Origin of the sequence: Paenibacillus sp. FSL E2-0178 (genome assembly GCF_038593005.1) — a bacterium.
Taxonomy (GTDB): Bacteria; Bacillota; Bacilli; order Paenibacillales; family Paenibacillaceae; genus Paenibacillus_AQ; species Paenibacillus_AQ phytohabitans.
The window spans coordinates 5910518-5933541 of sequence record NZ_CP151953.1 but is presented as its reverse complement, the minus strand read 5'-3'; the positions used below and the strand labels follow the sequence as shown (position 1 = coordinate 5933541).

17 protein-coding genes are annotated in these 23024 nt (G+C 51.4%); 9 read left to right on the top strand and 8 right to left on the bottom strand.

Annotated features, from left to right (window positions below; all coding sequences use genetic code 11):
* Nucleotides 1-64 precede the first annotated feature (64 nt).
* On the top strand, nt 65-619 hold the full coding sequence (locus tag MHI42_RS25945; RefSeq protein ID WP_171720151.1) for a GbsR/MarR family transcriptional regulator: 555 nt from the start codon (nt 65-67) through the stop codon (nt 617-619).
* A gap of 99 nt (nt 620-718) precedes the next feature.
* On the opposite strand, the gene MHI42_RS25940 is transcribed toward MHI42_RS25945, so the two are convergent.
* Complete coding sequence (locus MHI42_RS25940; protein WP_342421067.1) at nt 719-5839, bottom strand: carbohydrate binding domain-containing protein; 5121 nt, start codon at nt 5837-5839, stop codon at nt 719-721.
* 283 nt (nt 5840-6122) lie between these two features.
* Between MHI42_RS25940 and MHI42_RS25935 the strand changes: the two genes are divergently transcribed.
* The 3 genes from MHI42_RS25935 to MHI42_RS25925 all read left to right on the top strand — a co-directional run bounded on the left by MHI42_RS25935 (nt 6123) and on the right by MHI42_RS25925 (nt 8943).
* Nucleotides 6123-7139 (top strand): LacI family DNA-binding transcriptional regulator, encoded by a 1017-nt coding sequence (locus MHI42_RS25935; RefSeq protein WP_171720207.1) that lies wholly within the window; start codon nt 6123-6125, stop codon nt 7137-7139.
* 343 nt (nt 7140-7482) lie between these two features.
* The gene (locus MHI42_RS25930) at nt 7483-8232 is read left to right on the top strand and encodes a helix-turn-helix transcriptional regulator (RefSeq protein ID WP_342421066.1); all 750 of its coding nucleotides are present in this window, start codon (nt 7483-7485) and stop codon (nt 8230-8232) included.
* Nucleotides 8233-8352: 120 nt separating this feature from the next.
* Entirely contained in the window at nt 8353-8943 is a 591-nt protein-coding gene (locus MHI42_RS25925) for an AAA family ATPase (RefSeq protein WP_342424806.1), read from the top strand.
* A 241-nt stretch (nt 8944-9184) separates the two neighbouring features.
* On the opposite strand, the gene MHI42_RS25920 is transcribed toward MHI42_RS25925, so the two are convergent.
* Entirely contained in the window at nt 9185-10195 is a 1011-nt protein-coding gene (locus MHI42_RS25920; protein WP_342421065.1) for a ketoacyl-ACP synthase III, read from the bottom strand.
* Between the two features lie 201 nt (nt 10196-10396).
* Here MHI42_RS25920 and MHI42_RS25915 point away from each other — a divergent pair, with 201 nt between their 5' ends.
* From MHI42_RS25915 to MHI42_RS25905, 3 genes are read left to right on the top strand one after another with little or no spacing between them, the layout of a single operon-like run.
* Nucleotides 10397-10975 carry a TetR/AcrR family transcriptional regulator gene (locus tag MHI42_RS25915; RefSeq protein WP_340985393.1) on the top strand — a complete coding sequence of 193 codons (579 nt, stop codon included), beginning with the start codon at nt 10397-10399 and terminating at the stop codon, nt 10973-10975.
* 3 nt (nt 10976-10978) lie between these two features.
* The gene (locus MHI42_RS25910) at nt 10979-11482 is read left to right on the top strand and encodes a flavodoxin family protein (protein WP_340985392.1); all 504 of its coding nucleotides are present in this window, start codon (nt 10979-10981) and stop codon (nt 11480-11482) included.
* Nucleotides 11479-12132: a hypothetical protein gene (locus tag MHI42_RS25905; protein ID WP_340985391.1), complete on the top strand. Its 654-nt coding sequence runs from the start codon at nt 11479-11481 to the stop codon at nt 12130-12132. Before MHI42_RS25910 ends, MHI42_RS25905 begins: the two co-directional genes overlap by 4 nt.
* A gap of 1005 nt (nt 12133-13137) precedes the next feature.
* Here the strand turns inward: MHI42_RS25905 and MHI42_RS25900 are convergent.
* From MHI42_RS25900 to MHI42_RS25880, 5 genes are all read right to left on the bottom strand, one after another.
* Nucleotides 13138-14481: a glycosyl hydrolase family 28 protein gene (locus MHI42_RS25900; protein ID WP_171720158.1), complete on the bottom strand. Its 1344-nt coding sequence runs from the start codon at nt 14479-14481 to the stop codon at nt 13138-13140.
* A 145-nt stretch (nt 14482-14626) separates the two neighbouring features.
* Nucleotides 14627-15742, bottom strand: coding sequence for a glycoside hydrolase family 88 protein (locus MHI42_RS25895; protein ID WP_342421064.1), 1116 nt, complete (start codon nt 15740-15742; stop codon nt 14627-14629).
* A 46-nt stretch (nt 15743-15788) separates the two neighbouring features.
* A complete protein-coding gene (locus MHI42_RS25890; RefSeq protein ID WP_171720160.1) occupies nt 15789-16664 on the bottom strand; it encodes a carbohydrate ABC transporter permease in 876 nt (291 codons plus the stop codon).
* A gap of 21 nt (nt 16665-16685) precedes the next feature.
* The gene (locus MHI42_RS25885) at nt 16686-17654 is read right to left on the bottom strand and encodes a sugar ABC transporter permease (RefSeq protein ID WP_171720161.1); all 969 of its coding nucleotides are present in this window, start codon (nt 17652-17654) and stop codon (nt 16686-16688) included.
* A gap of 116 nt (nt 17655-17770) precedes the next feature.
* On the bottom strand, nt 17771-19330 hold the full coding sequence (locus MHI42_RS25880) for an extracellular solute-binding protein (protein WP_171720162.1): 1560 nt from the start codon (nt 19328-19330) through the stop codon (nt 17771-17773).
* A gap of 410 nt (nt 19331-19740) precedes the next feature.
* Here MHI42_RS25880 and MHI42_RS25875 point away from each other — a divergent pair, with 410 nt between their 5' ends.
* Both MHI42_RS25875 and MHI42_RS25870 read left to right on the top strand, forming a co-directional pair.
* A complete protein-coding gene (locus MHI42_RS25875) occupies nt 19741-19902 on the top strand; it encodes a hypothetical protein (protein WP_342421063.1) in 162 nt (53 codons plus the stop codon).
* A gap of 845 nt (nt 19903-20747) precedes the next feature.
* Nucleotides 20748-21527, top strand: coding sequence for a PhzF family phenazine biosynthesis protein (locus MHI42_RS25870; RefSeq protein ID WP_342421062.1), 780 nt, complete (start codon nt 20748-20750; stop codon nt 21525-21527).
* Between the two features lie 102 nt (nt 21528-21629).
* Here the strand turns inward: MHI42_RS25870 and MHI42_RS25865 are convergent, their stop codons facing one another.
* The gene (locus MHI42_RS25865; protein ID WP_171720164.1) at nt 21630-22949 is read right to left on the bottom strand and encodes a transcriptional regulator; all 1320 of its coding nucleotides are present in this window, start codon (nt 22947-22949) and stop codon (nt 21630-21632) included.
* Between the last annotated feature and the right edge of the window lie 75 nt (nt 22950-23024).

Here is a 23024-nt window from a genome sequence, read left to right as displayed (position 1 = left end):
GGATTTGATTACAATACATTGGAGAGGTTTGTTGCCTGTCAGCCTATTCCTCAGGAGGGACATCATGAATGATTTAGAGGGGCTTCTGCCCGAACAAATAGAGCGAATCAGCAAAGTCCGGGAGCGGGTCATCGATTCCATCGGTAAAAATATGGATTTGTACGGGATTACCCTCTCCATTGGGCATTTATACGGTTACATGTATTTCAATCAGGGTCCGGTTACACTGGACGAACTGAGCAGCACTATGGGTATGAGCAAGACATCGATGAGTACCGGTGTGCGTACGCTGCTGGATCTGAAGATGATCGATAAGGTCTGGGGAAAAGGCACCCGCAAGGATCTGTTCGAGGTGGTTCCCGACTGGCATCAGAACTTCAGCGACTACTTCTCCATTAAATGGAGAAAAGCAGTCGAGGGTAATATGACTGCACTTAACAAATCATTGTCCGAGATCCAGCAGATGAAGCAAGAATATGCGGACGAGCCGGACATCGGACGTCTGCTTTTGACCGATGAGGCCAAAATTGAGGAAGCGATCAAATATTACCGCTGGCTGCTGAAGCTGATCGAAGCGCTGGAGACCGGCAAGATTTTTGAATTGATCCCTAAAGAATAATATCAGCCATATACGTTAATCCTATCCGCACAAATGCAAACGGCCGCGATCCTTAAATTCAAGGATCGCGGCCGTTTATCGTTCTCTGTTATTTTACGGTTACAGTTTCTCAACCAGACTGACATCATCGATATAAATATGGTTGCCGGCCTGGATGGCCGTGTTGGTCTGTGCGTTGTTTCCGTCAATGAGCCCCATAAGGAATACCAGATGTGCACCTGCATCGGTACTGTCATTCATAGTGAAGGTGAAGCTGTACGCCTCCATCTCACCGGTCAGAGCAATGGCTGTCACCGGTAAATACTTGTTGTAATCCGGGCCCAAGTGCTCAACGGCCACTTCAATCAGCCGGTTCACATCCGAACGGGCCTTGAAGGTCAGGGTATAGGTCTTGCCTTGCACAAGCTTCAGGTCTCTGTAATCGACCTGCGCAGCGAAGTTGGCTATTCCTGTGAAATTCAGTAAGACCGCCAGTTCGCCGTTCTGGACTGCGGCTGAGCCGGGTCCGTCGAAGTATTGCGTCCAGCCCTTAATGCCCTGATCCGCATTGAAGGTGCCGTTATCCAGCGTGCCGCTGGCAGGTTCGATGACCGGACCGCCTGTAACCTCTCTGACCACAATATCATCCAGCGAAATGGTGTGCGCAGTACCGTTGGCCGTCCCGTCTTCACCTACGGTTTTGCCGATCAGATAGTTCAGCTTCAGCGGGCTGTCATTCGTAACACTGAACTGCGCGCTGTAAGTCGCCCAGGTTGCGGTGACATCGAACTTCGCTTGAGCTGACTGGGCCGAGGTTTCGCTGTACTCCACAATAATCTGCCGCGCAACCGTAGATTTGGCCTTGAAGCTCAGCTCGTAGGTTTTGCCTGCTTCCAGCTTGATATGCTCCTGATAGAACTGTGTACTCCAGGTATCGCCGCCGGCAGCGGCAATCTCGATCTCTGCGACACCCTCGTTCACCTTAAAGTTTGAGACTCCGCCTCCCCCGGACCATGTCGACCAACCCGAGTCACCGCTTGTGAATGAACCGTTGACCACCAGATTGTTGTCATTGGCCAGAATGGCCTGAACGACACTTGAGCCTACATAACCGTCAGCTTCCACGGTAATCTTATAGCTGCCCTCTGCCGGGAATGCTGCGGCACCGATGATAATCGCGCCGGGCTTCAGACTGTAAAGTTCATCCGCGAGCGTGACACCGTCCACCTTCACGGCATTAATTTTGCCGGACCAGTCTCCCTTCTCTATGAAGGTAAGCTCGATCGGCTGTGACATCCGGTTACCGGTGCTGTCTGCGAGCAGCTCCTGCGGCTTGGCCGGCGCGTCCTTGATCTCGAACTTCACATTGTCGATGATGATGTCATGGCTCTGCGGAACGCTCACACCGCCCACCTTGCCAAGCAGGAATTTCAGCGAAAGCGTATCATTCGTTGCCTGCCGGAATTCGAATCTGTAATGATCCGTTGCCGGTGATACATCGATTGTCTTATCCATTGAAGAGATGTATTTTGCATTCTCCGCCTTCACGCTGATCTGGCGGGCAACGCTGGAGCTGGCATCGAATTCGACCACATAATCGGAGCCGGCAGCCGCCTTCAGCCCATTCTGGAACAGCATGACCGAATATGCCTGGTTACCGGTATTCGTAATGCTGAATTTCGCCGCCCCGTCCACTGCCGCCGCAGTACTCTGCCCGCCGTCTTCCGTAACCAGCCGCTCCCAGCTGTTCAGGCCGAAGCTGAAGTCCCCGTTCAGCAATGGGTAATAGGTCAGGGTAGGGTCATAATAGAAGCTGGTGCGCAGCAGAACGAAATTATCCACATACACGGTTCCGGCAGTCCCGCCAAGCCGCAGGACGAATTGACCCAGATGATCCGTTGCTCCTGCAAGGTTGGTGAACACCGCCTCTACCTGCTGTTTGTCTGCTGTAAGCTGCACGGGCTGTGAAGCGTATACCTCCCCGTTATTGCCCTGCAGTTCAATTACTGCTGTCCGTGCGGAGGAGCTCTCGGCTTCAAAAGTCAGCTTATAATCCTGCCCCTGCACCAGGAAGATTCCCTTCTGCAGCAATGCAGCGTCAGCGCTGCCGCCATCCTCGCCTGAAATCTCAAGCTTCAGGACACCCGGGTCTATTACAACCGGAAGCACCGCTGCACCGCCTGCAGCCGTGGTGTGCCAATAGCTCAGCCGGTCCGGCTCGCCCAGATCAAAGCTGCCATTGTAGAGATGGTTGCCGCTGCCCAGCGGCGTTTTGGCACTGTCATGATCGAAGGGGATACTCTCAATCTCTTCGAGCCTAGCATTACCGAGCCATACCGGTGAAGCATTCGTGCCCATATTGAACTCGATCCGCGCTACGTTGTCCGAGCTCTCCTTCATTTGAAACATCGTCTCGAAATGCTGAATCTCCGTTGTCAGATCAGCTTTAAATGCCGGTGAATACGACGGGAATCCCAGCGGTGCCCCGCCTGTCAGGCGGACACTAATATCACGCGCCGTATCCGTCTTGGCATCGAAGCTCAGCTTGTAGTATCTTCCCTTCGCGACTGAGACGATGGCCTGCGGCTGAATCGAATAAGAATTTTCGCCGGCGCTGTTGATGTTTACCTTAAGGAAATTCCGCCCGCCTATTGGCTCAACCGATAGAGCTGCATCCGCTCCTTCATCCTTGTACAATACCCAGTGCGCTGTATTCGGAATGCCCATTCCGGCATCGCCTTCCACTTGTTCGGTGAAGCCGCTGTTATAAATGAAGTTGCCGCCCTCAAGCGGCAGCTTAGCTCCCTCCAGATAAGGCTCCTTCTCAAACTCAACCGGTACCGGTTCCCGGTACTCGCGTCCGGTCAGATCATATATTCTGACATAGTCAATCTCCATGGAACTCGGAAATACTGTATCCTCTGTAGGGTCACCGTCAAAGTTACCGCCTACCGCCAGGTTCATCAGAAGGTGGAATCTCTGGTTGAACGGTGCCGGATACGCATTCATTGCCGGCTGGCCGCTGCTCTTGCTGTACCAGTCATTCTTGGTGGAGAATAAGACTCCATCCACATACCAGCGGATTTCCCCCGGCTCCCACTCGATGGAGTAGGTGTGGTAATCTTCAATCGTGGAATTGCCCGGCAGCACATATTCCTTGCCGGAATAGACATTATCCGGCCACTGGGAACCATAGTGAATGGTTCCGGCAACCACATTCGGGCGGCTGCCCCAGCCTTCCATAATATCCAGCTCTCCGGAGGCAGCCCAATTGCCGTAGGTGTAATCTTCCGGCAGCATCCAGATCGCCGGCCAGAGCCCCTTGCCAGTCGGTGCTTTCGCCCGGATCTCGAATTTACCGTACAGTTTGCTGTACAATCCCTTGGTTTTGATCCGTGAGGAGGTATACGGTTTACCGCCCACAGCTTCTTTAAGCGCGGTGATGACCAGCTTGCCGTCTTCTTCCTTCACGTTCTTCTCGTCGTTCGTGTAATACTCCAGCTCATTGTTGCCCCAGCCCGGATTGCCGACTATGGTTCCGTCTCCAAGGTCATAAGTCCATTTAGCCGGATCAATAGAACCGTCGTTGAATTCATCATTCCACACTAGAGTCCACGGATCGCTGGTCGGTACCGGAGTTGGTGTGACTTCCGGCAATGGGGTCGATGTAGGCAGCGGACTCGGCGTAATTACCGGTGTTGCCGTCGGTTCGGGCGTCGGCGCTGGTGTTGGCTCCGGCGTAGCTTCCGGTGTTGGCTCCGGCGTTACCACTGGCGTCGGCGCTGGTGTAGCTTCCGGCGTCTGGGTCACAGCCGGTGTAGCCGTAGCGGCAGTCTCTCCGCCGCCGGCGGCAGCAGGAGGCTGGCTGGCCTGCGGTGCAGCCGGATTCAGATTCGTGCTGCTGCCCTGCTTGAGGGCAAAGCCGCCTACAGTAACATCATCCGCCTGGTTCAGCACGGTACCGAAGCTGCCACTGCCCTGGATCGCCAAGCCTTTAGCCCCGGCTTTAATGAGCAGCTCGGTCACCTGCGCTTTGTCCATCAGCACAATTGTACCGGAGGCTCCCCAGACCAGCTTAGCGAGCTTGCCGGAGATGTTCAGTGCAATGCGGCTTCCTGCCGGATCTGCGGTGGACACCACTCCATAATTCCCTTTAAGGGTGACCGTCTTCTCTCCGGCTGACAATACAACATTGGTGAATCCTTCTCCGGTGAGATTGCCTTCTTCAAGGATGGCACCAGAGTTCAGCTGTATGGTTCCTGCTGTTGTGGTCCCGCTGGCAACGATGCGGACTGTGCCGCGGGGCTTCGCAACCTGAATAGTGCCAAGGCTGCTGTCCGCAAGGGTCACGCTGTGTTCACCGCCGCCGCGGATATAGGTTGTGCCTTTTACCTGAACACCTTGAATCCGGATATCACCTTCTCCGATGCCCTCGGTAAGATAGAGATTGCCTTCAATTACACTGTCCTTAAGTGTAGCTCCTTCATGGTTCAGCACCACATTCCCCTGTACCGTTCCCAGCTTCACTTCCCCGCCGGAGGACTGGAGCTCCTGCACCAGCGTATCGGCCATCTTAGCCAGCTCAGCGCGGGTAATATTCCCGTCCGGCTTGAATAAGCCTCCCGGATAGCCTTGAATATAACCGGCTGCAGTCAATGCATCCGCTGCTGAAATGACCTCGCTGGCTGCCCCGGCCAGATCGCTATACACCGGCCCTGCATGATTGACAGTCTCCAGCCGGAAAATCCTCTGCAGCGCCACAACCGCTTCCCCGCGCTTCAGCTTAGCTGTAGGCTGGATATGGTTATCCGCTCCTGTGCTTAGACACCCTGCCGCTACCGCCTTGGCGATATCGTTCCTGTACCAGGCTCCCGCAGGTATATCTGACGGGAGTGAGGCTGCCGCTTCCTTGTAGCCAAATATGCGGTTGATGATGGCCGCGAATTCTGCCCGCGTCACCTGATGATCCGGCCGGAAGCTGCCATCCCCGTAACCGGAGATCACACCGCTGCGGCTCCAGCGCTGTATGGCATCCGCCGCCCAATTGTCCGTGCTCACATCGGTAAACGCTTTCATTTCAGCGGCAGTCAAATTCCCGTTCTGCACCGCAGCTGGTGCATTCCCCGCAGCTGCCAGCTTACTCTTCGCAGGCAAGGCGCCTGCAGCTCCGCCGCCCAGCGGTGACAATAGTCCGGTAATGATCACAGCGGCCGCTAACACCGCAGATACATTTCTTTTCATTCCCATTATGCCTCCTCTAGTTTCCAGTATCGCCCGTTCCGCAATCACATGGCCGGGTATTTCACAGCTGCAATAATCGAAATCGGTTTCGATAATATCCATACTTATCCCTTGAGTGCAATAAACCTTTGACTTGTTTCGGCAAGTTGAATAGACTCTAGAAAGAACTATTTCTTAGCAGCAGCCGAGTGTCCGATGAACGGCCCTATAGCCTGAGAAACCCTGGCATACCCGTCTTTTGGCCCTGTTACAACTATTAAGCGGGGGTGACTTTAGCATGCAGATGAATATCAAAAAAATTGCCGAAATGGCCGGGGTCTCTGTATCCACAGTTTCGAAAATAATGAATAATTACAGCGATGTTTCCGAAAAAACGAAGCAAAGAGTGCTGGAGATTATCGAACAAACCGGATATACCCCCTCAAGCTCCGCCAAGACACTGGCTACCAAGAAGTCGAATCTGATCGGGGTTATTTTTGCCGGTGAGCTGAATGTGGAGTTTACCCATCCTTTTTTTGTAGAGGTACTGAATTCCTTCAAGAAGCAGATGGGCGTGCTGGGTTACGACCTGATCTTCTTTTCCAATGAGAAATTCATCAGCAGCGGCGATTATTTCTCGCGTTGCCTGCATTTCCATGTGGATGGCTGCGTCATTATCTCCGGACAACAGATGGAGCCTGCCATACAGGATCTGGATAGGAGCAATATTCCCTGCATCGGCGTTGACCTGGAGCTGACCGGCAAGAAATCCGGCTATGTGATGTCGGATAATTACCAGATTGCCTCCAAAGTGGTGGAGCATTTCTATCTGCTCGGCCACAGGGAGCTTGGCTTCATCGGCAGTACGGCCGATTCGGATATCTCCAACCGGCGCGAAGCGGGCTATGTCAAAGCCATTGCCGGTTTCGGTCTGACGATGAATCCCAATTGGTTCGTGCATGGTGATGATTTCTTCGAGCCCAGCGGCTACGCAGCCATGAAGCAGCTGATCCAGACCGGCAGTCTGCCGCAAGCCATCTTCGCCGCCTCCGATCTGCTCGCCCTGGGAGCGGTCCGCGCCTTGAAGGAGCATGGCCTCCGTGTGCCGGAGGATGTCGCCATCATCGGCTGTGATGATATCGAGGCCTGCCAGTATACCAGTCCGACACTGACTACAATCCGCCAGAACAAGGAACGGCTCGGTGTACTCGCGGCCCATATGCTGTTCGATCTCATTAACAATCAGTCGGAAGGCGGCTCCTTCGTGGTTGAGCCGGCGCTGATCATCCGTGAATCCTGCGGAAGCGGGTTGAACCGCTGAGCTGCGCCTTCTTCCGGGTGCAGCTTACTACCTCCCCTCTGTTTCATCATTCCGTACTTACCTGAACCATACTGAAACTGCTTTCGATACTATAATCTCTCATTTGATGGGATGGTTCAAGGTACCGTTTTTCTGGTTATGGGGACCATTTTTCGGCTTGGTCCCCATTATTTGTGTTTAAAAGCGAACGGGCAGGATTAAAGTTCAAACTGGACAATTCTACCGGCAGTTGAATAAAGCGCATGTGACCCTTCAACCATCGCTTGATAGGATTGCGTTTGCGAAAATGCTATGCTGTTTTCGACAGTGCGCACTGTACATTTTGTTTCATTGGAGGTATACAATGCTCGACTTGCGTAAAATTGGAGCTTATATTTCGAAGCTTCGCAAAGACCAGGATCTGACCCAATTGGAACTTGCCGATCAACTGAATGTAAGTCATCAGGCGGTATCGAAATGGGAGCGAGGCGAATCGCTACCGGATATCGGAACGCTTCCGCAGTTTGCGAGGTTATTCGGCAAAACGGTAGACGACATTCTAAATGCAGGTGACAACATAGAAAATCGGGAGCATCAGCACCTAGGAACGATCGTTGAGGAGATCGCAGAGAACAGGCCGGACCAAGTTGCAGAGATGGTCAATACCGGTGAGGTGGAGATGGAAGAGCTTGTAGAGTTAGCGCCGTTTGTAAAAGCAAGCGCTCTGCATAAGGTTACAGAACGAGTAGACAGCAGCATCCTTAACTTAGACGTGATCATGCGGCTGGCTCCGTTCCTTGGAACAGGTATATTGGATGAACTGGTTCATCAGGCAGATGAGGGCAGCGTGAGCTGGAATTCCGTTCAAGGGCTGGCACCCTTTATTAGCAGAGAAACGTTAAGCCGCTTGGTAGACCGGGTTGCAGATGGCACCATCGATGCGAACCGGATCATGAGCCTCGCACCTTTTTTGGACAGGGAAAATCTCGAGAAGTTGATTAATGGAGTCGAAGCTGAGCAGCTTAGCCCAGACCTGCTGGCAAGCCTTGCTCCTTTTGTCGATCAAGGGACGTTGAGCAGAATGGTGACAATCTTATTGAATAAAGTAAAGTAGACACGTATTGCGGGGACCGGAGAATGGTGATGCCTCACAGCAGAGCCTTATTTTTTCATGAACTTTGTGAATATGACGTTATCTGAAAGTGCGCAAAACTTATATGTGAGGGTGATTCGTTTGAAACAAGGACTTATTGTATTCTTAAACGGAACTTCAAGCTCAGGAAAGACTAGTATTTCTATGGAATTGAAAAAGCAGAAAGAGATTCCTTTTCATCATTTATCCATAGATGATTTTTTTGGTAATTACAATGATTTTATTGATAATAAATTTCCAGATATTGAACCTACAAGAGAAGTGGATAATGTCGGACAAATTCTTTTTGATCCCATAATGTCAGTGTACTATGCAACAATTAAATTATTTTCAGAAATGGGCTTGAATGTACTCGTCGATACCGTAATCGACAATGACAAGCGGTTTAATGATTACCTTGATCTATTGTTCGATCATCCTACATTTTTTGTATGCGTGTTATGCTCGAAAGAAGAACTTACAAGAAGAGAGCAACTCAGAGGAGATCGAGAGATTGGACTAGCGAATTCTCAGTACGACACAATATATTCCTTTGATGAATATGACCTTGAAGTAAATACGGAAGAGTTGAGTCCCGCAGAATGCGCCGATAAAATATTAAGTTATATTAAATCCGATCAGGATTACTCTGCATTTAAGAAATTAAGTAAAAGAGAGATTAGCATTTCATAGAAGGCAAATCCATCAGATACCAACATATTTAACAGCATTGGGCTATTGTCCCTCGGTCTGCCCGAGGGATTTCGGAATTAAGCTAACGGGAAACCTTAGCTCAATAAAACAGCGGCAGTCCAGGACTTTGTTATCTCGTCCACGGCTGCCACTGTCTTCCATAGTTGTGGCTGGTCTAATACATATCTCACGATATCTGACGATTTAATGATTCGGAAACCGCTTTGATGCAGAGTGTATATTAAAGAGGTGTTGGGGCAACCACCTGCGGGTCCAGTGACAGGCTGACCAATTGGCCCGCGTGGGTGAGACCTGCACCGAATCCGTACAGCAATATCCGCTGTCCATTCTGCACCTTTCCTTCGCGGATGCCCAGATCGAGGGCAAGCGGAATACTGGCCGCCGAGGTGTTGCCGAAATATTCAAGGCTGTACAGCGCTTGTTCGAACGGGTACTTCAGCCGTTCACAGATCGGTTCAATCATCCGCAGATTGGCGCTGTGCGGGATGAACCAGTCCACTTCTGCAAGATCCGCTCCTGCGTTCTGCAGCACCTGCTGCACCCCCTGCGGAACTGTCCGGACCGCCCACTTGAAGACCTCACGCCCGTTCTGTACCAGCATGCCAGTAGCGGCAAGCTCCACTCCGTTCACCTTGTCCGCCAGCCCCGTGCGGTAGACATGCTGCGCTCCGCTCCCGTCGCTGCCGAGATTGAACCCTAAGAAGTGATCTTTATCCCCGCCGCTCTCCACCAGCACAGCTCCTGCACCATCACCGAACAGAATACTGGTACTGCGGTCAGTGTAATCGGTGATTTTGGACAGCGCGTCAGCGCCGATGACCAGCACTTTATGATGTAGTCCCGAAGACACCAGCGCATGAGCCGTATGCAGAGCATAGACAAACCCCGCACAGGCGGCACTCATATCTATCGCTCCCGAAGTAAGCGGAATGCCGAGACGGTTCTGCACAATGGCTGCCACGGAAGGAAAAGAGAAATCGGGCGTACTGGTAGCCACGAGCACCATATCGACATCCTGTATACTTTTGCCATAACGTTTCATCAGATCCTGCACGGCGGCGGCACATAAATCACTGGTATATTCATCTGCGCGGCTGATTCGGCGCTCCCGGATACCTGTCCGCTGAACAATCCACTCGTCATTGGTATCGACCATTTGCTCCAGATCAAGATTCGTAAGTCTCCGGGACGGTACATAAGAGCCGATCGCTGTAATTCTTGCACCCTTCATCAATATCACCTCATCGTTAGTTATAGTATCTGATATTAGTACTTGGTACTAATAATAACTTAAACTGAATTACTTTGCAAAAAAATTACAGGTGAAAATGATTTCCAGCTCGCCTTGTGTGATCAATGTATCTTACCATCGTAAAGATTCAGTGCTACAATCTTTACAGTGTAAAGATAACGGAAAGGAAGGCTGCAGGAAGTGACGGATAAACCCTACCACCACGGCAATTTACGGAGCCAGCTTATAGAAGCAGGCATTAAGCTTATTAACACAGACGGCATCAACAGCTTTTCCCTGCGCAAGGTCGCAGCCGAATGCAATGTCAGTCATACCGCCCCCTACAGCCATTTTAAAAATATAGATGAGCTGGTATCCGCCATGGGTGAGCATGTCACAGAGCAATTTATGGAGTCCCTGCGTGCATCCGTTCAAGGACAGGAGGACCGCCAGGAAGCGATGTTCCAGCTGGGGCAGGCGTACATTGATTTTTTCATGGAGCATCCGCAATATTTCCAGTTTTTATTCTACCACTCAGGCTTAGTCATTGATTTAGACAACTATAATTCCGACAGTTATCTGCCATTCGTTCTATTCCGGACCACTGCCTATCAATTGTTCACAAGCATCGGACTGCCGGAAGCAGAGTTCTCCCGTCAGTTGATTTCACACTGGGCGATGGTGCACGGCATTGCTTCACTGCTTACCAATAACGGGGTGCGTTATTCGGGGAACTGGCGTGATTTGTTAGCGCTCGAATCTGTAGTTAAGGAGACATGAACCATGAGAATGATTGTACACGATCTGCAGGAGCAGGAATTCGCAGGATGGGCAGAGGGCGGGCAAGGAGAGCTGACTGTTATCTCGGACAATGGTACCATCCGCCAGTGTATGGGCTGCTTCGGCTGCTGGACCCGGACGCCCGGCGCATGCGTGATACGGGATGGCTATAACAATCTGGGTGAGCTGTTCTCCAAAAGCGATGAACTGATTATCATCAGCAAATGTATGTACGGCAGCTACAGTCCTTTTGTCCTGAATGTGCTGAACCGGAGTATTTCCTACGTCCTCCCCTATTTTGTCACCAAGAATGGAGAAACCCATCACCGCAACCGGTATGATCACCTGTTCGAATTATCGGTGCATTTCTATGGGGACGACATCACCGAGGCTGAAAAAGACACAGCCAGATCGCTGGTCACCGCGAACAGCCTGAATTTGTATTCTGCAGGAAACCATGTGTACTTCCATGACAGCCTGCACAGCATTAAGGAGGCGATCCAATGAACATCGCCATGATCAACGGCAGCCCCAAGCCCGTTAACAGTAACTCAGGTATTTTGTTGAAAATGCTCGAGCCGCTTATCCGCACGGGGAATGAACTAACCTACTATAATCCGAACAAAAGACCGCTCACCCCTGCGCAATACAGCGAATTGTGCCGTATGGATGTGCTGGTGATTGCCTTCCCGCTCTATGTAGATGCCATCCCTTCACACTTGTTCAGGCTGCTGGCAACCCTCGAGGAATACCTTAAATCAGAGCAGGAGCAAGAACAGGAAGAACAGGATATCTACGTCTATGCTATGATCAACAATGGCTTTTATGAGGGCAGTCAGAATCACATTGCTCTGGATATCCTTAAACACTGGTGCACACGGGCCGGAGTTCATTTCGGGCAGGCGCTGGGTCAAGGTGCCGGTGAAATGCTGGGCTCCCTGGAGAAGGTCCCTCCCGGCAAGGGTCCGCTTAAGAACCTGGGAAAAGCAATGCACAGCATGGCCGCTAATATCCAATCCAGAAGCGCAGATGATTCTATGCTGTTCAGCCCCAACTTCCCGCGCTTCGCCTGGAAATTCGCCGCGACCCACTCCTTCTGGAATGCTACCGCCAAGAAGAACGGCTTGAAGAGAAAAGATATACTCAGAAGGCTGTAAAATATACTGAACGCACGCCAGTACAAGTATTGATCGTAATGGTTGTTACGCCGGGCCTTGCGCCATACGTTCCGGGTCGCCGCCCGGCAGCAAAAGTTGCTATATAAGCTGAACTTAAGAATGACAGTTAGCCGATTAACGCCCCTGTGCCGAGCAAGGAATTCGCAATACAGTAGCGCAATAGAGCAGCGCAATACAGCAGGATAGATTAGATTCTTAAGTTCATTCTATAACTCTAGCTGACGTCCGCCTGCGGAGGCCGATGTAAATGAGGGTACTTTGACGTTGATCCGAATGCGGTTGCAAATACGGTTGCGAATGCGGACACGGTTGCAGATACATTTGCCTAGAAAAGTACAAATGTTGTACGTATTACAACTCGGATACATAAATTCCGGGATATTCGTAAGGATTGTTGTCTATCACGAGGGAATTGTTGTATTTCGTGCAAGATTTCAGCTAACTATATTGAACTTAAAAACTGACTGGGGATTACGCTGCACACTCCGGGTTACCGCCCGACAGCAAAGGCGGATGTTAGCCTGTGTTGCAGACAGTTACGCCGCAAAGCTCCTCTAGAGTTAAGGAGTGCGGATGCACATTTCGGAATAGTTGTATTTCGTGCAGTTAAAAGACGGCGAAAGACCGGAAAAGCAGGAATAACTGTATTCTGTACAATTAAAATAGAGAAAAGTGTCTCTTTATAGCATAGGGGAGTTATATAAGTGTATAGAGTGCAATTAAACCTCCACTTGCGCAATAATTGATCATTTTAGTTGTACAAAATACAGTTATATCGAATGATGGCCAGCCGATGGATGACTCCCTTGAGTACAATTGGGCGAAAGCTTCCAGTGCAGCGGATGGTACAGCAACGCTACACTGATCATACATACAAGAAGAGCCCGGTCCCTTAACAGGACCAGGCTCTTCTGCATACAGCTCTCTTACTACATTCGGAGGATTTCATCTCCGGGGATTCGGCGGCCCATTGGCACTACAATCTCATTTCCCCGCCAGTTCCACCGTAACCTGCTCCACCAGCTTCTCCGGCTTCGCTGTGTTCCGCGACCGGCAGTTGAGAAACTCCACATCTTCCCCGTTCTCAACGTAAAAGGCCGGTCCTTCGTGGTTCTCAATACTGACCTGCTGAAATTGCACATCGCGGACATTGCCCAGGTAGAATCCCCGGCGCTGCATGTTCTCGATGCCTGTCATCATATCAGGATGACCGGGCACTGCATCTTTCGCCATCGAAATATCAATATTAGTGAAAGTAATTTCCGATACATACTGCTCGGCAAGCCCGTACAGGAATCCCGCCGCAGCGTGGACATTACGCGCTGTAATATTGGCATAATGAATCCGCCGGAACTGCGGCGTCTCCTCCGTTACCGGATATGGGTTCTTGTCCCAAACATACTTCTCCTTGCCCCGCGGCCCGCAGAAATAATACAGGTTAAGCGTGAAGGGACAGATCACATCCTCCATCACAATGTTGCTGACACGGATATCTTCAATGATCCCGCCGCGCCCTCTCCGCGATTTCATGCGGATGCCGCGGTCCGTCTGCTTGAACACACAATTGCTGATCGTCACGCCCCGGATATCGCCGCTCATCTCACTGCCCAGCACCACCGCACCGTGGCCGTGGACCATGACGCAGTTCGTAATCGTGATATTCTCGCAGGGAATCCGCTCCTTGGTGTCCTCGGTGCCTGCCTTAATGGCAATGCAGTCATCGCCCACATCGATATGGCAGTTGCTGATGCGGACATCACGGCAGGACTCAGGATTAATGCCATCCGTGTTCGGCGAATCTGCCGGATTCAGGATCGACAGATTATCGATCATCACATTGCTGCAGCCGATGGGATTTACGGTCCAGCTCGGAGAATTGATCAGCTGGACATCCCTGATCGTTACCCGGCTGCAGTTATCGAAGCCGATTAATCTCGGGCGGGGATACTCCAGCTCTTCCGGGTGGTTCCGGTGCTTCTCCCACCAGGGCGCACCGTTTCCATTAATGGTTCCACTGCCTGTGATGGAGACGTTGGTCAGATCCGCTCCATATATGCAGGCCGCGTGCACCTCCTGCTTCACCCCTTCCCACCGTGATACCACGGCCGGGTAATCCTCCGGATCGGTACTGAAGGACAATACCGCTCCCGCACTTAAATGCAGCTGAATGTTGCTGCGCAGGCGCACTGCACCTGTCACAAATGTACCGGCCGGAACATACACCGTGCCTCCGCCGGCGCTGTACGCTGCCCAGATGGCGTCCGCAATCGCTGCCGTTGCCGGAACCCCGCTATCCCGGAGCGCTCCGTAATCCGCAATATTAAACACTGCGCGCCTCCTTTCTACTAATCCACTGCTGGTCCAGGTAATCCACTGCTAGTCCAGGCAGCCTCAAGCTTTGCTGCGCTTTCCGCCGGATACAGCCACTTCAAACTCCACTACGATTCTGCCGAACCGCCAGCCTCAGGCTCTGCTACACTTTGGCCGGGTACAACGCCTGCATCTCCACACAGGCCATCACCAGCGCCCCTACTCCGTGCAGGTCATTGCTGACCTTCGGGCGGGTTACATAGTTACGGTAATCCCCTGCTGAGGTCCCGATGCAGATATCCGGCAGAATCAGCCGGTCCTGCTCATCCCACTCCAGCACCTGAATTAAGCCTTCGTAGCCTTTCCGTGCCGCCGCTGCAGCTGCAGCTTCAGCCTCCGCCGATAGAATGCCCAGCTTCACCGCTTTGGCAATCGTGTAGACGAACAGGCAGGAGCCGGAGGTCTCCAGCCAGTTATCCGGCTCATTTCCCTTATCGACCACCTGATACCAGAGACCGCTCTGCGGGTCCTGATAGCGGATCAGCGCCTGCACGAAGCCGCTCAGCTCGGTTGCCAGCTCCGCCCGGCCCGGATCATTCTCCGGCAGCTCATCCATAAACTGCGAGATTGCCAGCCCGTACCAGCCAAGCGACCGGCTCCAGAACTCCGGCGAGCAGCCGGTTTCCGGATTCGCCCATGGCATACGGCGGCTCTCATCCCAGGCATGGTAGAGCAGGCCGGTAGCCTCGTCTTTCATATATTTGCGCATCAGCCGCTCCTGGTGCAGCACCGCTGCACGCAAGTCTTCTTCACCATAAGCGTTCGCATATTTCAGAGAGAAGACTCCGGCCATATACAGCCCGTCGAGCCACATCTGATTCGCATATTTGTCCTTATGCCAATAGCCGCCTTCGGAGGTTCTGTTCAGCGTCCGCAGCAGATTCCTGAGCTTAGCCGCAGCCTCCCGGTACTTCAGCTTGCCGCTCCGTTCATGCAGCGTGAAGAGCAGCAGCCCCGCTTGTACGGCATCCAGCTCATCCCGGGCAAAATAGAAATTTCCGTATTCATCTACCAGATCATCCACATACTGCTGGATGTATTCGATATAGCGGTCCTCCCGGACAGCCTCCCACAGCAGCTCCATCCCGCATAGAAACACGCCTTGGTGATAATGCCAGCGGTGCGCAGGCGGAAGCTCCCCCGCTTGATACGTATCCATCAAAGAATCACAGGCCTTTTGCGCCCATTCTAAAGGTGTTTGCGGCAGACTGCCTATCATTGTTATACCCCTTTCATATTTCAGAATACCCGGCCTGCCCTCAGCATCAGCCCTTCATCGAGCCCAGCATCGCGCCTTTGGCGAAATGCTTCTGCAGGAACGGATACACCATCAGAATCGGCAGCGTTGCTACCACGATAACAGCCATTTTGATCGTCTGATCCGGCGGCGGCACCGTGCCATCGAGTGTTGCACTGTGATCCATCCCGCTGGCCAGGACGACAATCTGTCTCAGCAGTACCTGAATCGGCCACTTGGCGCTGTTATCCAGATACAGAATGGCGCTCATATAAGTGTTCCAGTAGGTCACGGCGTAGAACAGGGAGATGGTCGCAATCGCCGGCAGCGACAAAGGCAATACGATTTTGAACAGAATGCCGAAGTCGTTGCAGCCGTCGATTTTGGCCGATTCCTCCAGCCCTTCAGGAATATTCTGAAAGAAGTTCTTCAGGATAATCATATTGAAGGCACTGATTGCCGACGGGAGAATTAATGCTGAGTACGAGTCAATCAGGCCCAGCTCTTTGACCACCAGGAACGTCGGAATCATTCCGCCATGGAACAGCATCGTGAACACCACCAGGAAGTTAAACACCCGGCGTCCGTCCAGATCCCTGCGGGAGAGACCATAAGCCATCAGCGACGTGATGAACATACTGAACAAAGTCCCTATAAGCGTTACCCCGATCGACACACCCAGGGCTCTGAAGATCGTATTCGTTGAGAAAATAAATTTGTAAGCCTCCAGGCTCCACACTTTCGGAATCAGTACAAATTTGTTAGCGGCCAGCTCAGCGCTGGTTGTGAAGGAGCCTGCTACTACATGGACAAACGGAAGCACCGTTATCAGAGCGATGAGTGCAAGCAGTGTAAAGTTGACAGCGGAGAATATTCTGCCGCTAATCGTACGGTCTTCTACCATTTCAATTCCTCCCGCGGCATTTTAATAAACGCCTTCTTCTCCTATTTTCTTGGATACCTTGTTGACGGTCATCACCATGATCAGACCCACGATCGACTTGAAGAAGCCGATGGCTGTACTATAGCTGAACTGCCCTTGCCGCAGCCCGGCGGTGTAGACATACGTATCGATAATTTCCGCAACTTCCCGGTTCATGGAATTGAGCAGCAGATAGACATGTTCGAATCCAAGATCGAGAACGGAACCGATTTTCAGAATAAACAGGGTAATGATAACTCCGCGGATCGCCGGCAGTGTAATATGCCAGACTTGTCTGAGCCTTCCGGCTCCGTCCATACGCGAAGCTTCATAGAGCCCGGGATCGATCGCAGCGATAGAAGCCAGATAGATAATCGTTCCCCAGCCCGCTTCCCGCCAGATGACCTGAATGATGTACATCGGTCTGAACCAGCCGGGACTCAGCAGGAAATTGATTTTGGAGAATCCGAAGTAGGCCAGCAGTTCGTTGATAATCCCCCCGTCCATCGTCACCATAACGAAGGAAATCGAAACGACGATAACCCAGGACATGAAGTGAGGCAGGTAGACCAGGGTCTGGAAGAATCTTTTGAAGAAAGTGCCTCTGAGTTCATTGAGCATTAATGCGAGAATAATCGGAATCGGAAAATAAATCAGAATATTCATCCCGAACAGGATCAGGGTATTCCCCAGAATGTTCAGGAAATCGGGTTCGGTGAATAGCCGGCTGAAATGCTTCATTCCAACCCACTCGCTCCCCGAAATCCCTTGATAAGGCTTGTAATCCTGGAAGGAGATAATCAGTCCGTACATCGGCAAATATTTGAAGATAATGAAATACAGCACTCCGGGGATCAGCATCACATAGAGTAGCTTGTTTCTCCACAGCCTTTTCTTAAGCTCACTGCTGCTCTTATAGCTCTTAGGCTTTGGTTCGGGAACTACGCGGGGCTGGGCGGTAACTTCCTGCATGATTCTCTTCCTTTCTCTGTAAATTCTTCTATATTTGAAAAAAAGGCTGCCGAAGCGCTAAGCCAAGCAGCCTTCTTTCATGTGTTCAGAGCGCAGTCAGAGCTGCGGCGTTCTGCTTATTTTTTGTACGCGGCATTGTATTCTTCGATGATTTGAGCCCCGCCCCGGCTCTTCCAGCTCTCGACTTCTTTCTCGAAACCGGCTTTATCGAGCTGGCCATACATGTATTTATAAGTGGCATCCGTAATGATCTGCTGAAGCTCAACACCCTTGGACGTATAGGTTGCCGAATCCAGCGCCGCCGTAGGATCTGCGACCCCAACCTTCACATTCTCAAGCACCAGCTCTTCCGCATGAATGCGGCCCGGCAGCACGTTCAGACTCTGGTACATGCCGTTCGTTTCGTATTCGCCGATTACGCTGTCCTTGAATCCTTTGACTTCACGTTCGATCAGCTCTTTATTATCTGTTGCTTTGGCTTTGCCGTCTTCCACGGTATAGTGTGTACCTTCAATCCCCCAGTACATCAGGTTGGAGACTTCAGGAGTCATCATGTAATCAAAGAACTTCAGAATCTTCTTCAGCTCTGCTTCATCCTTAACCGCTGATTTCGGGAACAGTACTACGTTGTTATAGCCGGGAATCATCCACTGGGCGAACTTGCCGTCAGGTCCGGCCACCATACTGTGTGTGTCCAGCACAGCATCCGGAACGTTCTTGATCAGGTCCTTATTCAGGGAATCGATATCCTGCATGGAACCGCCGATATACAGTCCTGCTTTGCCGCTGGTGAACATATTTACCGCATCCGTTTTACTGGTTGCTGCAAAGTCCTGGTTCATGTATCCGCCGTCACGCAGGTTTTTGAAGAAATCCATAGTGTCAAAGTACTGCGGGAAGGTGAATTCCGGTGCCAGCTGGCCGTCCTTCTCCGCCCAGTTGTTCGGTGTGCCGAACCAGGAAGAGACGGTTTTGAACGCACCGTACACCAGCTCATTGCGGTCAACCACCCCGATCGTGTCTTTTACACCGTTGCCGTCAGGGTCTTGCTCCGTGAAGGCTTTAGCCATTGCGAACAGTTCCTCGGTATTGGCCGGTGCTGCGAGTCCCAGCTTATCCGCCCAGTCCTTCCGGTAGATAATCCCCTGGCGGGCCAGCGGACGGCCGATATACAGGGTATACAGCTTGCCGTCTACCTTGGTGTTATTGAGGATTTCCGGTTTCAGCTTGTTCAGGTTGGGGAATTCACTGAGGAGCGGCCCGATCTCCCAGAACTGTCCGTCCTTGATCGCTTCCTTCATCTGCAGGAAGGTCGTCTGATTCTTCAGATAGGTAACCTGCGGCAGTGAGCCTGTGGCGAAGGAGGAGTTCAGCTTCTCTTCATAAGTATCTGCCGGGAAAAACTGATAGGTCAGCTTCGTATTCGTCAATTTCTCCACTTCCGTCTTGATCGTGTCCGGTGGAGTATCTGTTGTGTTCAGCGGGAGCATGATTTTGATCTCTGTCGGCTTCTCCGGTTCTGCTGCCGGCTCTGTAGCCGCTGCCGTGTTGGTTCCGGTGCTTGCACCTGGATCTTTGGTTGCCGCCGCCTCATTATTGTTGTTGCCGCCGCATGCGGACAGCATACTGAGTGTCAGCAGCGAGCTGAGGAGCAGGGTGAAGGATTTTTTTGTCATTCCTTTTTGACCTCCGTTTAACTTGTATTGGTTACAAGCCTCACATTACAGTCCACGGAGGATTACGAATACAATCATTTACTCATAAAGGCGCGCTGGGGCTGGGGGTGTGGGTTAATGATTATCGTGTGATGGGGGGGAGGGGGATATACATTGTGCGGTGGGCTGGGCATGGGGGCTGAGAGCAGCGGAGCTGGGGGTAACCAGGGGAGCTGAGAATACAGCAGGACTTGGAGCGGCGGCGGGCGGGACTGCGTGAGCTTTGGACTTCCGGCCGCTGTTAGGTTTGGATTTCTTGATTCGGACCGCTGCTTGCGGTAGAAATCCAAACCTAAAGGCGGACGCTATCGCTCCTACAGTTCCAAACCTCCCTCCGTCCCTTTCTGCCGCTCCTCGGGTGGGCCCTTTCAATGTATATCCTTGAAAGGGGCAAAGGGAATGCCCCGCCGCTTCACTCGCGTCGGAGCTTTGGATCACAAGCTGCGGGCAGAGCGGTGAAGCAAGGCTGGGGAGAGCAGGGGCAGGCGGGACTGCGGGGGCAAGGCTTAGCGGCGGCGGGCGGGACTGCGTGAGCTTTGGACTTCCGGCCGCTGTTAGGTTTGGATTTCTTGATTCGGACCGCTGCTTGCGGTAGAAATCCAAACCTAAAGGCGGACGCTTCCGCTCCTACAGTTCCAAACCTCCCTCCGTCCCTTTCTGCCGCTCCTCGGGTGGGCCCTTTCAATGTATATCCTTGAAAGGGGCAAAGGGAATGCCCCGCCGCTTCGCTCGCGGCGGGGCTGGGATTTGAGTGCTGAGGGTAGAACCTATGGAGCTGGGAATAGATCGGCAGGGCTGGGGAACAAGCGGGACTTGATTAAGAACTGGAAATAGTGTGATAAGGACGGGGATGAAGGAGCGCCGGGGTTATGATTAGAGCTGCAGAGGGGAACGGGAGGTGAGCAAACACATTATTACTCAAAAATCCTGCACCAAATACAACATTTCCTTCAATAAACTGGCCGAATTTCAAAATTGTTGTACAGAATGCAGCATTTCTCCTCCAACTGGCGGCACAGCGGGGAAATTCTTGTATTTCGTACAACAATCCTTCGGATTACCCGGATATCTGTGAACCAAAGTTGTATTTCGTACAACAATTTTGTGGATACAGAGTGAACTTAGCTGCAATTGGCGCACTTACCACCCATTCTCACCCTCTTCAACTAACGAATCAACGCCCCTCGCCAATCAGCAACCCGAGCAACCCAAGAACTTCTTCGACTGGGCAGTTGTACAGCGGCACAATGGAGTGATGAGAATATCGTCTGCCGCTTGCGTGTTGGATTAGATTCTTCATCGCTTTTATAGTACAGAGTCGTAAACTATACGAGCATACAGTAATATGATAGGTAATTTAGTTTTTGGAGGCGGGTATATGAAATATTATGTTGTGGATGCATTTGCGGAGAAATTATTCGAAGGTAATCCCGCGGGAGTATGTATTATGAAGGACTGGCTTCCGGATAAGACAATGCAGCAAATTGCTGCTGAGAATAATCTCTCGGAAACAGCTTTTGCCGTCAAGGAGGGGGACCATTACCGGTTACGCTGGTTTACTCCGGCTGATGAGATTGAACTCTGTGGCCATGCTACTCTCGCAACAGCTTATGTCCTGGCTAACTTTTATGAAACTGATGCAGCAAGCTTTAAATTTCAGACGATGAGCGGTGAAGTGGTTGTTCTAAGAAAAGGGGAGTATTACGAGCTGGATTTCCCCAGCAGGATGCCGGAGCCTTGGACATTAACCAGTCAAATGGTTGAAGCTCTCGGCATTCAGCCGGTAGAGACTTATTTAGGCAGAGATTTAATGTTCGTGCTGGAAAAAGAAGAAGATGTGCTTAACGCTGCTCCTGATTTCTCTAAACTGCGGCAGCTTCCCGATGGACTCGGGGTCTCGATTACGGCCAGAAGCGAAACCTATGATTTTGCTTCCCGCAGCTTTTTTCCTAAGCTGAATGTGAATGAGGACCCTGTATGCGGCTCTGCTCACTGTAATTTCATCCCCTATTGGGCAGCGCGGCTTGGTAAGGACGAATTAGTAGCCCGGCAGCTCTCCAAACGCGGAGGAACATTATATTGTATAAATGACGGGGATCGTGTAAAAATAAGCGGCTCTGCAGTTTTATATGCTGTTGCTGAGCTTCAGATCGGTTAAGAAAAAACAGTTTTTCACAGTTAAGCCCCACTGCGGGCTTCTGCGGCGGGGCTGGTGATGAAACTTAAAGAGAGCATTACGGAAAGCGTAGCCTTTCAACTGCTATCCCGCACTGCTACCGGACTGCTTGAGGATTTTGGTCAATGCGCCGAGAATCTTATACTTTTCATCATTGATCCCCTGATACTTCTTAACCGATTTAGAGAGAAATTCCAAGCCGCTGTCATATTCCCCTTTAACCAGAAAATAATTGGCCAATTCCAGCAACAGATTCGCCTGCCGGTCCAACACTAATTTCCGGGAATATCTCCCCTGGACCAGATCATTAACACTCTCTTCGATTTCCTGATTAAACTGCTGCAAGGTATCGTCAACATTAAGGTTATATTTATTGGCGGCCTTCAGAATATATAATAATCCGGTTAGTCTTTCTTCTCGCTGAGAGTCGATGTAAGCAGCATATTGCCCGATTACCGTAGAGTCCCCGCTCAGCAGCCTGGTCAAACAAACATTAGCTTTGGACCACTCTATAAACAGGTTCTTCCAATGCTCTACCTCATCTCCTTGCTCCTTTACCCAGCTCAGATCTGCATATGCATGGATGTAGGCTAAGGCCTGCTCATAATCACCATACTCATCACACACATTAGCGCGAAGCAGGTTACTGTACGCTATATAGAAAAACAAGGGTCTCCCGGGATGTTTGACCCGCTCGGATGTTCTCCGTCCTGAACTGCACTTCATATCATATTGAATTCTGGCCTTATGGCCCATTTTGGCGGCAAATTCCTCAACCTTGTCCCAGCGCTGCAAGGAACGGTATGTATTGGCAAGCTCTTTGAGTGCATCCAGCTGGTCCACTTCATCCAACCGCTCAACGAAGGGCTCGAACCGGTTAGCTATCCGCAGGTTCTTGTCTTGATCATCACTGATTGAAATCATAAATAACCTGTACTGGCATAGCGCCAGCCGTTCCGAATGCTGGAAGCGTTCGCCTTCGGCGACAATCTCATAGATTGCGGCGGCTGCCTCCATTTTCCCGGCAGTGAACAGTTCCTCCGCCGTATCAAACAACAGGGGGGCATACATCAGGTTGTCCATAATATGGCGGGCGGTTCTCTGAATGCTGTCCAGCTTGTCCAGATCTGCACAGCGGAGCAGCAGCGGGCCAATTCTGCGCCAGTCTGAAGAACCTTCGATAATATAATTATCGATATACAAGTCATAGAAGAAGCCTTCCTCCCGCCCCATCGCCCGGGTGATCCGGTCAAGCTGCTGCATCGCAATGGGCCGGTGCCCATGAACGATATTACTGAGTGTCCCGGAATGAAGCTGGGAATGCCTGGCGAATTGGGTTATCGTCAAAGCTTCTCTTTTCAAGTAATCTTCCAGTTCTGATAATATCGTGTTCATTGTCCTCAATTCATAACCACCTTTCTAACCATATTTGCGATAACTGATAATACCTTGTTCGTTATACAAAATATACCAGTTAGA

Bases quoted from the DNA above. Each gene is read 5' to 3' on its own strand.
- MHI42_RS25905 (WP_340985391.1), top strand. From the start codon at position 11,479: ATGAACATCGCCATGATCAACGGCAGCCCCAAGCCCGTTAACAGTAAC.
- MHI42_RS25930 (WP_342421066.1), top strand. From the start codon at position 7,483: ATGCTCGACTTGCGTAAAATTGGAGCTTATATTTCGAAGCTTCGCAAA.
- MHI42_RS25880 (WP_171720162.1), bottom strand. From the start codon at position 19,330: ATGACAAAAAAATCCTTCACCCTGCTCCTCAGCTCGCTGCTGACACTC.
- MHI42_RS25870 (WP_342421062.1), top strand. From the start codon at position 20,748: ATGAAATATTATGTTGTGGATGCATTTGCGGAGAAATTATTCGAAGGT.
- MHI42_RS25890 (WP_171720160.1), bottom strand. From the start codon at position 16,664: ATGGTAGAAGACCGTACGATTAGCGGCAGAATATTCTCCGCTGTCAAC.
- MHI42_RS25895 (WP_342421064.1), bottom strand. From the start codon at position 15,742: ATGATAGGCAGTCTGCCGCAAACACCTTTAGAATGGGCGCAAAAGGCC.
- MHI42_RS25885 (WP_171720161.1), bottom strand. From the start codon at position 17,654: ATGCAGGAAGTTACCGCCCAGCCCCGCGTAGTTCCCGAACCAAAGCCT.
- MHI42_RS25875 (WP_342421063.1), top strand. From the start codon at position 19,741: ATGTATATCCTTGAAAGGGGCAAAGGGAATGCCCCGCCGCTTCACTCG.
- MHI42_RS25920 (WP_342421065.1), bottom strand. From the start codon at position 10,195: ATGAAGGGTGCAAGAATTACAGCGATCGGCTCTTATGTACCGTCCCGG.
- MHI42_RS25945 (WP_171720151.1), top strand. From the start codon at position 65: ATGAATGATTTAGAGGGGCTTCTGCCCGAACAAATAGAGCGAATCAGC.
- MHI42_RS25940 (WP_342421067.1), bottom strand. From the start codon at position 5,839: ATGAAAAGAAATGTATCTGCGGTGTTAGCGGCCGCTGTGATCATTACC.
- MHI42_RS25935 (WP_171720207.1), top strand. From the start codon at position 6,123: ATGAATATCAAAAAAATTGCCGAAATGGCCGGGGTCTCTGTATCCACA.
- MHI42_RS25910 (WP_340985392.1), top strand. From the start codon at position 10,979: ATGAGAATGATTGTACACGATCTGCAGGAGCAGGAATTCGCAGGATGG.